At 51.3% G+C, this 13,022-nt stretch carries 9 protein-coding genes and 1 pseudogene; 8 read left to right on the top strand and 2 right to left on the bottom strand.

From position 1 onward, the window contains the following. Positions 1 to 100: 100 nt before the first annotated feature. The gene (locus tag YC6258_RS10185) at positions 101 to 1,744 is read left to right on the top strand and encodes a methyl-accepting chemotaxis protein (RefSeq protein ID WP_044616894.1); all 1,644 of its coding nucleotides are present in this window, start codon (positions 101 to 103) and stop codon (positions 1,742 to 1,744) included. A gap of 7 nt (positions 1,745 to 1,751) precedes the next feature. On the opposite strand, the gene norR is transcribed toward YC6258_RS10185, so the two are convergent. Further along, positions 1,752 to 3,296: a nitric oxide reductase transcriptional regulator NorR gene (norR, locus tag YC6258_RS10180; protein ID WP_044616893.1), complete on the bottom strand. Its 1,545-nt coding sequence runs from the start codon at positions 3,294 to 3,296 to the stop codon at positions 1,752 to 1,754. Positions 3,297 to 3,449: 153 nt separating this feature from the next. Between norR and ytfE the strand changes: the two genes are divergently transcribed. The 3 genes from ytfE to ggt all read left to right on the top strand — a co-directional run bounded on the left by ytfE (position 3,450) and on the right by ggt (position 8,442). Continuing rightward, entirely contained in the window at positions 3,450 to 4,130 is a 681-nt protein-coding gene (ytfE, locus tag YC6258_RS10175; RefSeq protein ID WP_044616892.1) for an iron-sulfur cluster repair protein YtfE, read from the top strand. Then, positions 4,117 to 6,381, top strand: coding sequence for a nitric-oxide reductase large subunit (locus YC6258_RS10170; RefSeq protein WP_044616891.1), 2,265 nt, complete (start codon positions 4,117 to 4,119; stop codon positions 6,379 to 6,381). The genes ytfE and YC6258_RS10170 overlap by 14 nt, the downstream gene beginning before the upstream one ends. A gap of 321 nt (positions 6,382 to 6,702) precedes the next feature. Continuing rightward, positions 6,703 to 8,442: a gamma-glutamyltransferase gene (ggt, locus tag YC6258_RS10165; RefSeq protein WP_052830208.1), complete on the top strand. Its 1,740-nt coding sequence runs from the start codon at positions 6,703 to 6,705 to the stop codon at positions 8,440 to 8,442. 64 nt (positions 8,443 to 8,506) lie between these two features. On the opposite strand, the gene YC6258_RS10160 is transcribed toward ggt, so the two are convergent. Continuing rightward, positions 8,507 to 8,686, bottom strand: a complete 180-nt coding sequence (locus tag YC6258_RS10160; protein ID WP_044616890.1) for a hypothetical protein — start codon at positions 8,684 to 8,686, stop codon at positions 8,507 to 8,509. 98 nt (positions 8,687 to 8,784) lie between these two features. Between YC6258_RS10160 and YC6258_RS10155 the strand changes: the two genes are divergently transcribed. From YC6258_RS10155 to YC6258_RS10135, 4 genes and pseudogenes are all read left to right on the top strand, one after another. Then, entirely contained in the window at positions 8,785 to 9,051 is a 267-nt protein-coding gene (locus tag YC6258_RS10155; RefSeq protein WP_044619934.1) for a type II toxin-antitoxin system ParD family antitoxin, read from the top strand. Further along, a complete protein-coding gene (locus YC6258_RS10150; protein ID WP_044616889.1) occupies positions 9,041 to 9,325 on the top strand; it encodes a type II toxin-antitoxin system RelE/ParE family toxin in 285 nt (94 codons plus the stop codon). The genes YC6258_RS10155 and YC6258_RS10150 overlap by 11 nt, the downstream gene beginning before the upstream one ends. A gap of 158 nt (positions 9,326 to 9,483) precedes the next feature. Continuing rightward, a pseudogene (locus tag YC6258_RS10145) lies at positions 9,484 to 10,257 on the top strand (acyltransferase domain-containing protein); the annotation flags it as partial. Between the two features lie 988 nt (positions 10,258 to 11,245). Further along, positions 11,246 to 13,006 carry a DUF6531 domain-containing protein gene (locus tag YC6258_RS10135; RefSeq protein WP_044616887.1) on the top strand — a complete coding sequence of 587 codons (1,761 nt, stop codon included), beginning with the start codon at positions 11,246 to 11,248 and terminating at the stop codon, positions 13,004 to 13,006. Positions 13,007 to 13,022 lie beyond the last annotated feature (16 nt).

Genomic DNA, 13,022 nt, shown 5'->3' with positions numbered 1-13,022 from the left:
TGCTGACCACGTTAAAGAAAACTTTAGCGACTTAATAAAAACGCAAACTTTCAACCCTTAAATATCCGCCGATTCCGTTCTCGACCCAATGGTAGTATCGATGACATTTCACAGCAGTATTAAAATCAAGCTGATCGCGTTAATCATTTTTACCTCTACCGCCATCATTTTCATGCAGGCGCTGACGTTGCTGAATATGCGTTCAAACCTCATTCTTGAACGTGAGGACAAAGCCAAAGCACTGATCGAAACCGCACAGGCAATTGTGAGTTATTATCGCAGTCGCGAAGACGCTGGTTTCATGACCACTGGCAGAGCGCAAAAGGAGGCTCTGAAAACCATCAAATATCTTCGTTTTGATGGCAACCAGTATTTCTGGATTCTGGACAATGAGGGCAACCTGATTCTGGATCCCATGCATAAGGATCAAAAGGGCAAAAACGTGTCAAACGTCATTGATCCCGATGGACGAAACATTTATCGCGAGATTATCAATCTGGCGGAAACCGAAGGAGAAGGCTTCCTGTCCCGCAGAAATGAAAGCTCTGTAGAGGATGATTCCGACAAGACTCATATCAGCAGGCAACTAACCTATATTCGTAATTACCCTGACTGGCACTGGATCATTGGAACCGATATCGACCTTGAAGACGTGAACCATCTGTTCTTCAACAGTGCCCTGAAGTCATCGCTTTACTGTCTGACCATATTGGCAGTTTTGATACTGGGATCACTACTGTTTTTACGTTACCTGATTCATCCGATCCGCGATCTGCTGGCCGTTATTCAACAGATCACGATCAACCGCGACCTGACCCTGCGCACCAACATCCGCCACCAGGATGAAATCGGCCAGATCGCCACCGGCATAAATGCCATGCTGACGGTTTTTCAGGAAAGCATTCAGGGTATCGCTGAATCAGGACGCCACATTGCCCGGGCTTCCAGTGATTTAAAGGATATGGCCGAGCAATCGGACCAGCGCTTTAACAGTCACAACAAAGATATTGATGTACTGAACATCACCCTGAAACAAAACTTTCAGGCCGCTGAAGAAATCCTCAGTCATGCCCGTTCCAGCCATGAAGAAACCCAGATTGCCAGGGAAGAAACCGCCAAGAGCCAGGTACTGGCGGAACAGACCAGGAACATTATGAACGACCTGGAGCAAAGCGTGGATCATGCCTGCACAGTCATTATCCGCCAGCAACAAAACACTCAGGATATCGGTGCGATTCTTGATGTCATCCGGCACATCGCCGAGCAAACCAACCTGCTGGCGTTGAATGCTGCCATTGAAGCCGCCCGTGCCGGCGAACTCGGGCGCGGTTTTGCCGTCGTGGCAGAAGAGGTACGATCCCTGGCCAGCCGGACCCAGACATCCGTCCATGAAACAGAAACCATGATCCATCAGTTGCAGCAGCAGTCAGAAACGGCGGTGGATGCGATGCAGGAAGGCAGAGCATTGACCTCGTCATCGGTCGAACAGATCGGCAACCTCCATCAGGCGTTATCCGGTATCACCCAAAGCATTGTCTCCCTTGACCAACAAAGCCGGATGGTGACCAGCGAAGCACAGGGACAATCCCAACGGGCTTTCGAAATTGACGGCAAAATAGGCGACATCAAAAGCGTTTCCGAAACCGCGCTGTCGGATTCACATAAACTGCTGAGCGCCAGTCAGAACCTGACCCACTTGTCAGAACAACTCAAACGGGTCACCACTCAGTTTGTCATTGAATAACCTGCGATCATGGTTTCAGTCCCAGTTTTCTGGCCAGCTTATGCAGATTACTGGGATCCAGCTCCAGCACTCTGGCCGCTGCTGCCCAGTTTTGATGATGTTGCTCAAGTGCGGTTCGAATCGCCTGGCGCTGACAGTTTTCCACCTGCTGTCGCAATGACAGCCAGGTCGAACCGGTCGATTCCATCGAAGTATCCGTTACCGCGACAGCGGCCGTCACCGGGGCAACAGGCGTGACAGACAAATCCAGCAGATCAGTATCCAGCGTGACAATCGTATCCCGCCGGGCACCGAAACTGACCGCTTTCAGAGCAGCCCGGCTGAGCACGTGTTCCAGTTCACGAACATTGCCCGGCCAGGGATAACGCAAAATCATTTGCTCTGCGGCGGCAGACAATCGCAGACTGCGTATGCCTAATCTAGCCCGGTTCTGCTCAAGGAAAAATCCGGCCAACAGCAGCACATCGTTATCACGCTCCCGCAACGGTGGAATCGGAATGGGATACACCGACAGACGATGGTACAGATCGGCCCGGAACTGACCTTCACGCACCCGCTCCTGCAGCTGCCGATTGGTGGCGGCGATAATACGAACATCCACATGCCGGGGCTTGTCTTCACCCAACCGCTGAATTTCACCATTCTGCAAGGTGCGTAGCAATTTGGCCTGAACCGTCAGTGGCAGTTCCCCCACTTCATCCAGAAACAAAGTGCCGCCACTGGCAGCCTCAACCCTGCCGGCCCGTCCGCTTTCAGCCCCGGAAAATGCACCTTTTATATGACCGAACAACTCACTTTCGGCCAGTGATTCCGGTAGTGCTGCACAATTTACGTGTATCAAGGGTGCATCGGCACGGGCGGAACGATAGTGCAATCGTCGGGCACACAGATCCTTACCCACCCCGGTCTCACCCGTCAGCAACACCGGCAGATCCGCAGCGGCAACCACATCAATTTCTGCCAGCAGTAACTGCATCACCCGGCTGCGCCCCAGCAGTTCATCAGTATCATTTGCGACCGGATGAGCAACATCTGCTCCCCTGGGCAACTGTCTCAAATGTCGGCGCTCCTGCTCCAGCCGCGTCATCCGGATAGCTGCTTCAACCATCAACGTACATCGGGCCAGATCATCACGTGCCTGGGGATCAAATGTTCCCGGCGTCAGGGCATCAAGAGTCAGAGCACCCCATTGCTCCCCATCCACATACAGACTGACTCCCATACAGTCGTGCACTGGCAGAGGTTCACCGATATTACTTTCCAATAACCCGTCATAAGGGTCCGGCAGAGTCGTATCGTGATCAAAACTGACGGGTTGCCGATCAGCCAGAATGGCCGTCAGGCGAGGATGCTGGGCAACCAGGAAACGTCGCCCCAGCGCTTCACGCACCAGTCCGGCAGCCGCCTCCGGCCGCAGACTGTCGCCATCCAGGCGCAGCAGCGCAACCGCGCCACAGCAAAATTGCGTACGTATGGTTTCAACCAGACGCTGCAAACGGATGCCCTGGGGCAATTCAGTGACCAGATCGGCCAGCAGGGTATATTCAATCATGGGTATTTTTTACCATTAAAAAGGTATTTATAACCCTACCCAACAATGGTTTTATTTACCATATTTAATTTTTATTCTTTAAAATCAATAGCTTATGGAATGGCACAACCATTGCCAATAAAGGATACGAGTATTTACCCAAAGGAACATTCCATGAATTTACTTGATCAATCCGTTGCCTGGCTGGCCCGCAATATCCCGGGCAGCACACAAATCTTTCATGAGTTCGACCTCGATTTTTGCTGCGGAGGCCAGCAGTCCCTGCAAGACGCCCTCCAACAGAAGTCTCTGCCGGCAGAAGTCGTCATCAGTCGCCTCGAAGCACTGTTAAGTGCTACTGAAGTCGAACAGGACTGGTCAGACGCCACCATCGATGAACTTATTGATCATATTCTCGAACGTTACCATGAACATCATCGCCGGCAGTTTCCGGAGCTCATCCGTCTGGCATTGAGAGTGGAACAAGTACATGGGGATCGTCCGGACTGTCCTCAGGGACTCAGCACGCAGTTGCATGATATGCAGCAGGCGCTCGAAAGCCACATGCTCAAAGAGGAAAACGTCCTGTTCCCGATGCTGCGTCAGGGCGCTCGCGGCAAAGCCGTGGGAGGCCCGATTTCGGTCATGCGGATTGAGCACGACCACCACGGTGAGGAACTCACCCGCCTCGCAGAGATCACCCATAACATCACCCTGCCCAAAGGTGCCTGCAACACCTGGCGAGCACTGTACAGCGGGCTTGCACAGTTGCGCACAGATCTGATGCAGCACATCCATCTGGAAAACAATATCCTGTTTGTCGATGCACTGGAGATTTCTCATGGGAGCATATAAAAAACTCTGGCTGCTGCTTTGTACCGTTGTCATCATTACTTTTTCATTATTGGGCTACTTCGGGCGGGAGGTTTATCGTCAGGCACCGCCGATACCGGACACTTTCAAAACTCCATCCGGGCAACTTCTGTTCGACCACGATACCGTCCTGGCGGGTCAAAGCGCCTGGCAGTCTGTCGGTGGTATGCAGCTTGGTTCAATCTGGGGTCATGGCGCTTATCAGGCACCTGACTGGACCGCCGACTGGCTGCATCGGGAGCTGACCCAATGGCTTGAAATTGCCGCCGGTGATGAATATGGAAAACCTTACCGCTCGCTGGATGACGAACAACAGATGCTGCTGCAACATCGATTGAAAACCGAATATCGTCATAACTCTCTGGAAAACAATTCAGTACTTATCAGTGAGCGCCGGGCCAAAGCCATTGCTCAGACCGCTGCCTACTATCAGAATCTGTTTGCCGATGATCCGGCACTGCACAGCACCCGTGAACATTACGCGATGAAAGAAAACACCCTGCCGGATTCTCAGCGGCGTCAGGATCTTAGCGCATTTTTCTTCTGGACCGCCTGGGCGGCTTCCACCAACCGACCGGACAGTCATGCAACCTACACCAATAACTGGCCCCACGAACCATTGATTGACAACACGCCGACAGCAGAAAACATCACCTGGTCCATCGTCAGCGTAGTCCTGCTAATCGCCGGCATCGGGGCTCTGGTCTGGGCATGGTCATTCCTGCATCACCAAGATGAGACCGTGGTACCGGCCAGCCGGGATCCTCTCAGCATTATCCAACTGACGCCTTCGCAACAGGCGCTCGGAAAATATCTGGTGCTGGTCGTGGCTCTCATGTGTTTTCAGGTTCTGATCGGTGGTATCACCGCACACTATACCGTTGAAGGACAGCAGTTCTATGGCCTGGATATCTCCAAATGGTTCCCCTATTCACTGGTGCGTACCTGGCATATCCAAAGTGCGTTGTTCTGGATTGCAACGGGATTTCTGGCCGCCGGGTTGTTTCTGGCTCCCATCATCAATGGCGGTAAAGATCCCCGTTACCAGAAACTGGGGGTAGACATTCTATTCTGGGCACTGGTGTTGGTCGTAGCCGGTTCATTTGTCGGCAACTGGCTGGCCATCGCCCAGATCATGCCACCGGAACTGAATTTCTGGCTGGGTCATCAGGGTTATGAATACATCGACCTCGGCCGCCTGTGGCAGATCGGTAAATTTACCGGTGTGGCGTTCTGGCTGGTACTGATGCTTCGGGGTATCGGAAATGCCTTCAAACAGTCCGGTGACAAAAACCTGCTGGCGCTGTTGACCGCATCGGTGGTGGCCATTGGTTTATTCTACAGTTCCGGTTTCTTCTATGGTGAGCGTACCAATATTTCCATCATGGAATACTGGCGCTGGTGGGTTGTACATCTTTGGGTGGAAGGTTTCTTTGAAGTGTTTGCCACTGCGGCTCTGGCATTTATCTTCTGTTCCCTGGGGTTAATCTCCAAACCGATGGCCACGACTGCCAGCCTGGCCTCTGCCTCTCTGTTTCTGGTAGGCGGCATTCCCGGCACCTTCCATCATCTGTATTTTTCCGGAACCACCACTCCGGTCATGGCCATTGGTGCCACCTTCAGTGCTCTGGAAGTGGTACCCCTGATTGTGCTGGGTCATGAGGCCTGGGAAAACTGGCGGCTGCGCCGCAGTGCTCCATGGATGGAACATCTTAAATGGCCGCTGGCCTGTTTCGTTGCCGTGGCGTTCTGGAATATGCTGGGTGCCGGAGTCTTTGGCTTTATGATCAACCCACCGATATCGCTGTACTATGTTCAGGGATTGAATACCACTGCGGTTCATGCCCATGCAGCGCTGTTTGGTGTCTATGGTTTTCTGGCCATCGGTTTCACCCTGCTGATTCTGCGCTATATCAGACCACAACTGGTCTTCAGCGAAGTTCTGATGAAAACAGCCTTCTGGTCACTCAATGGCGGACTTGTTCTGATGATCATCATCAGTCTGCTGCCGATCGGTCTGATGCAGTTTTTTGCCAGCGCCAGTCAGGGACTCTGGTATGCCCGCAGCGAAACCTTCATGCAATCCGAACTGTTACAAACTTTGCGCTGGCTTCGCGGTATCGGTGATATGGTATTCATCGTGGGTGTGCTGGCCATCAGCTGGCAGGTCTTCAGCGGCATTTTTAATATCCGACTCATCGGTAAAAAAGTACGGACACAGACACAGAGCTGACGGCTATTTTTTGATCCTGGCTGACGGCTTTCCCTGGCCGCCAGCAGATACTAATGCCGGACCGGTCACACCACATTGACGGCTATATTCCGGGAATCCAGACATTGGATTCCCGTTAACGGATAAAATGTTTACCCACCGATCAGAAATATTCGGTTTATTCCATCTTCATTACCTAGCATACTGACACCTTCCTGGTGCTTATTGCTGCCATATCCGACACCAGATATCCAAAACGCTGCAGGACTGCTTTTCCACAGGGCTTTCATACTTTGTGCGATTTTCCATGAGCGATGACATCACATCACTCAGGAGAGCTTAATGATTCGATTCAAGACTCTGACCCTATTTGGCTGCCTATTGGGCAGCTCAACGATATTTGCCGCATCCAATGATGTTGATCCGGAACATACTGTCACCACCACGGAATACAAAACGGTTGTCACCCGAAAATACATGGCCGTTACTGCCAACCCCCATGCCACAGAAGCTGCCACTGCCATGCTGGCCAAAGGCGGCAGTGCCGTCGATGCCACGATTGCCGCGCAACTGGTGCTGGGACTGGTGGAACCACAGTCATCAGGCATTGGTGGCGGTGCATTCATGGTGTACTACGATGCCGGAAAAAAAATCGTAACCAGTTTTGATGGTCGGGAAACCGCACCGGCATCTGCCAGTGCCGATATGTTTTTACAAGCCGATGGCACGCCACAGAAGTTTTTTGAGGCACTGGTGGGCGGACGTTCTGTTGGCGTACCGGGGGTCGTGGCCATGATGGAACTGGCCCATCAAAAATATGGCCGTCTGCCATGGAAGAGCCTGTTTGATCCGGCCATCAAACTGGCGCAGGAGGGATTTGAAGTCTCTCCACGACTGGCCAACCTGCTGGCTGAGGAACACTATCCCGGGCTGAAACCATTTTCCGATACCCGTGCTTATTTCTATCCGGATAACCAACCATTGCAGGCCGGGCAATTGCTTAAAAATCCCGCGTACGCAGAAACACTGTCAATACTGGCCAACGAAGGGGCGAAGGCGTTTTATCATGGCCGGCTGGCCCAGCAGCTGGTGGCTGTCGTCCGCAACAGCCCGGTTAATCCGAGCGGGATGACGGAGCAGGATCTGGCCGGTTATCGGGCAATCGAACGCCAGCCGGCCTGTGGTCCTTACCAGGCCTATATCATCTGTGGCATGGGGCCACCAAGTTCCGGTGGTCTGACCGTGCTGCAAATCATGATGATGGCACAGAGTTATGATATGAGCGGCATGGCCACCAACGATCTGCCCACACTGCATCGTTTTACCCAGTTATCACGTCTGGCCTACGCGGATCGTGATCTGTACATCGCCGACCCGGATTTCGTGCAGGTACCACAACAAGCCCTGCTCAATACCACGTACCTGCGTGATCGTGCCAAGCTCGCAAGCGGAGACCAGGACCATGGTAAAATGGACCCCGGACAATTACCGCAACAACACGCCTGGGCAGAAGGCGACGTGGGTGAATTTCCCAGTACCAGTCATCTGTCTATCGTTGATCAGCGGGGTAATGCTGTCAGCATGACCACCAGTATCGAAATGGGATTTGGTTCAGGATTGATGGTGAACGGTTTTCTGCTCAACAATCAGTTGACCGATTTCTCTTTCATTCCCAGCCGCGACGGAAAGCCGGTCATCAATCGCATCGAGCCTGGTAAACGTCCGCGCAGTTCCATGTCTCCCACTATCGTCCTGGATCAACAACAACGGCTGAAACTGTTGATCGGCTCTCCCGGCGGCAGTCGTATCATCGATTATGTAACGCAGCCAATGCTGGCGGTTTTGGCAGGTAATGCCCCCATTGGCATAGCCGCTAATTTGCCTCATATCACCAACCGGAATGACTATACCGCTCTGGAGCAGAACACGCCCCTGGCCGATCAGGAAAGCTGGTTCAGTGAGCATGGGCACACCGTAAAAGTGATCGATCTGAACAGTGGTCTGCATGCCATCGAAGTGACCACCGAGGGCTATCTGGGAGGCGTCGATACTCGCCGTGAGGGACTGGCGGCAGGACAGTAAAACGTTACTGACAGGTTAAAATATCCGGCCCTGGAGCCAACATTGTTACCAGGGCCGAAGAATCTCAGAAGTTTTCCGGTTTGATGAATTCCAACAACATGGCCCGTGTGTCATCCGGATCGGCAATCCGGCCTTTGCCGTTATTATCCAATAACACATAGATCCGGTTGGCCGTAACCGCCAGCTCCTCGCCAATTTCATATTCCGTGTCACCTGGCGCCACGGAAGAAGCGCTGTTATCCACTTTAGCTTCAGAGGATGAGGATTAAGAGCTGGAAGTCTATCTGAGAGCATATTATCCTACCAGGTAGTATGTTCATCCTGATAAACGAGGTGACGGGTATGGCTATGGTGAAAAAGAGCATTACAGTAACCGACCAGCAAGATAACTGGATCAAGGCGCAAATCGAAATGGGGCATTACGGCAACGAAAGCGAAGTGGTACGAGCGCTGATCCGCGAGCGACAAGTACGCGAGCAGGAGACAACCCGTGAACTCGAAATGATCAGAGCAAAGCTGATCCAGGCCGAAGCCAATGGCTTCACCGATCAAACTCCGGCTGAAATCCTGAAAGACATTAAGCGTGGTCTGGGACGCGATGCGGTATAGGCTCAGCAATGACGCCAAAATGGATCTGGCTCGAATCTACTGGCGCGGTGTGGAAGAGTTTGGTGAACATAAAGCCGAGCGCTACTATGAAGCATTGTTCCAGCGCTTTGATGACATTGCCGAAGCGCCTTATCAATACCAGGCTGTTGACCATATCCGCGAAGGCTATCGACGCAGCGTCTGCGGCGTGGATAGCATCTATTACAGGCTGAACGACGAAGTGGTTGAGATCATACGTGTGCTTGGCCGACAAGATGCTGACGAGAGACTGTAGTACCTATCCATGTGCAAAGAAAAGCGCAAACCAAGGCGCCAGGCTAGGGGTTGTCTACCTTCTGCCGGGGTTGTGATCCCCCATAGGTCCGCACACGTGCGGCCCAGTGGTGCGTTGCACCATACAGTGAGAATAAAAAGGACACCCAAAAACTTGCGGTTGAGTGGACCCATCCGGCGCTGTTTTGCCTGGGCTATAGTCTGGCGCAGGTTTTGATTGATCAGGGATATCGCCCCGCCGGTGTGCTCGGGCACAGTCTGGGGGAATATATCGCTGCGACCATTGCCGGCATGCTTGCTCTTGAAGATGGTTTGGGGCTGGTCGTCCAGCAGGCACAGATTCTCAAACAAACCTGTGCAGAGGGGAGCATGATCACTGTGATGGATTCCCCCGAGCTGTATCGAAAACGCCCGGACATTTTTTTTCGTGCCACGCTGGGTGGTATCAACTATGACAAATCGTTCTTTGTCAGTGGCCTTGCAGATGATTTGCAACGGGTGCTGACGGCTTTGAACAGCGCCTCGGTCTTTTCAGTTCAGTTACCGGTTCGTTATGGCTTTCATTCCAGTGCCATTGATCCGGCAGAGAGTGAATTCAGAAACATCTGCCGGAGTGTTCGCCTTGCAAAGCCGCAGATTCCACTCTATTCCTGTGCGTTGGGGGGTGTTGTGGGTGATCATGTGCTGGATGCTGCTGATGAATATCTCTGGCGAATTCCACGTGGAGAAGCGCAATTTCAAACCATGGTGGCAAACAGCTTTCCGAACCCTGAGCGATATGCGTTTATCGACCTGAGTGCTACAGCCACTCTGTCCGGTTTTCTGAAGTATGGGTTTGGTGATCGATATACCCACCATTTTGCCATTAATCAGTTTGGGCGTAATCTGGATTCCATGGCAACTTTGCTATCCCGGATATCTCTTCAAAATTAAAGCAGGAAATCGCCTTGGTAGTGTTTTACAGGTGATTTTCTAAGCGCTTTTTAAGCATACAGCCTGACATTTTTCCGGGTTCAATGTGGGACGCAGTCTTTTTATTTTTTTACAGCTGGTGCTGGTTGCTGATGGGTTAAGGGACCTCTGAAAAATAGGAATAGTTTTGATGCAGGCGAGGAAGCACCACTCGCAACACCGCAGTTTACTGGCATAAATGAGGATGTGAGACTGGGGCTGACAACATCCTGCGCGAAAATAGGCCATTTTTCAGATGGTTCCTTAATGGTTTTCCGGATACCGGCTATCGATCGTTATATTGATCACCTGGGTGTGCGGCTGATTTCCATTTCGTCAGATATGGTGAAGGTTATTGGCTGTGGTGTTCTGGCCTTTACTTGCAGGTAAACCTGGTTGGGATCATTGATTTGATTGTTCGATGACAATGATTGTTTCGGCCAGTTTGATACTCTGATTGTGTTGTAGATTGGAAAAGGTGGGGTGGTATTTTCTGGTTTAGTAAGTGTTAGATTTGTCATGGTAACTTTGTGTCTTATGTCAGGATAGGCTTGGCATTGGTTTTTTGGTAGTGCGACGGTTATCTGATCTATGTAATTGCCAGGAAGGCCGGAATGTTTTTTTTTGGTATCTTGAATGACACACTGCTACTACTCAGGTAGGCAGTTTGTTTATGATTTATTTCTAATTCTTTAGGATGAGTCGATATTGGCCGATGTTCATGGCCCGGTTGATTTTGGTCAGTGGTTTTTTAATCCCAGGAAGCCTTCTCTGGTATTTTCTTGACAACTTTCTGCTGCTTAGTAGAGTACTTGCCGTCTTCTATCATCGTTCTTTTTTGCTGGTTCAAGTAATTCATTTCAGCTGTTTTTTAACCATTGTTTTGTTGGTTTCTTGTGCTGAACTGGGATAACCATTCTGATTAAAAGGAATGCTGCTTTATTAAGTATCTGTGCCTGGGAGGGGTGTCGTGTCATCAAACTTTTTTTTGCATACCATGTTGTTTATAGGATTGGTGCTTTCTTCACAGTTGAATGCAAATAGTTACTACTTTGAGATGACAGGTTATAAGCCCCCTGAGTACCCTGTATTTGATACTGCAGAGGCTGCGTGTGAATGGTATAAGAATACGATATGGGAGCCTCCCACATATTTTGATAACGTCTATATCGAAATAAAAATTAATGATCGTGTTCCTGTCGGCAATGTTATTTATAGCTACGCTTATTGTGGTATTCACTATGATGAACTGACGCAATACGGTACGCGTTTTTCGCAAGGCTATAGAGCCCATGGAATCGATTACTGGTTCTCGCCTTGCTCTTGCAACGAAAACCTCACCAACGGCGAATGCATCCCCATGGACGTCAACACGTCCATAGAGTGGAGTAGCAATATTGCCTATCTGTATAAATACCCGGCTAACAACCAGGGTCTGCAATGCGATCCTGTTCCTTACAATGAACGCAACAGCTGCTCAGGTTCACCTTCTTCTTCAGGCAAAACCCAGGTTGGTAATCCCATCGATTGTGCCACCGGCCAAAAAGTACAAATTGATACCGACTATCAGAGCAGTGGTACCGATCCACTGAGTTATACCCGGGTGTATCATTCTCCCATGCCTGCCACCGAGTCAGACTCGGTGACATCCGATACCACCGATCCGTTATCGTCCGGTGGCAGCTGGCTCAATGCGGGGTTGCCGGCATTTTCCCTGCAAACCTTTGCTGATGACTCCCAGGTCGGTGTGTTTTCCATCGGCCATTGGGTGCGCCGGGTGTTCTATCGCAAAACCGCGACCAGCGCTTGGTCATCCAATCCCAACCTGTGGCCCATCAGTTTGTCTGATAACAGTGACGGCGGTCGGGTGGTTGTCTTGCGGGGCAAAACCTATTCGCTTAACAGCAGCGGTCAGGCCGAAGCCACCCAGCAGCATCACATCCAGCGTTATATCTACAGCTATAACAGCCGTGGTCTGGTTAGTCGCATTCGCAACCGCTTTGGTGCCTACCTGCAGTTTAGTTACGACAGCAATGACCGATTGGTCCAGCTGACCGATCAGGCAGGAGTCTCGATTCACTATCAGTACGACACTCTCGGGAACCTCACCGATGTTATCTACCCTGATGACACCCCAAATGACCTCACAGATAACCCCCGTAAAACCTATGTATATGCAAACCCTGATTTTCCGGCCCATCTCACCGGTATCATCGATGAGCAGGGTGTGTCGTTTGCGTCCTTTGCGTATGACGACAACGGCCGGGGGATTCAGACCGAACATGCCCAGGGCACGAACCGTGTCGTGATCAGTTATCCCGAAGACGGACAGGCCATCGTCCGGTTCTACCGTGATGTGGAAACGAATGCCTATCGGGAAGAAGGCTACACCTATGGCCAGTTTCGCGGTGCTTACCGACTCACCAGTCGCACGATACAAGTCTGTGATGACTGTACCCTGGGTACTGAAACCTGGAGCTACAACGATGCGGGTTTATTAGTGAGTCATGAAAATCTTGGGGGTCAGGTCACTACCTACTCTTATGACAGCGATGGCCGCAAACTCAGCCAAACGGACGCCAGTGGTACCGCACAGGCGAGAACCACCACCTACACTTGGGACACTGATCTGGACCAGATCCTGACCGAGACTACGGATACTACGGTGACGACGTATCGTTATGGTGATAATGGGTTGTTGCAGAGCCAGACAATCACGCCAATAAAATAATGTTAAGGAGAAGTAT

It is taken from the genome of Gynuella sunshinyii YC6258 (assembly GCF_000940805.1).
GTDB classification, from domain to species: Bacteria; Pseudomonadota; Gammaproteobacteria; order Pseudomonadales; family Natronospirillaceae; genus Gynuella; species Gynuella sunshinyii.
This window is presented reverse-complemented; position numbering and strand designations above follow the sequence as displayed.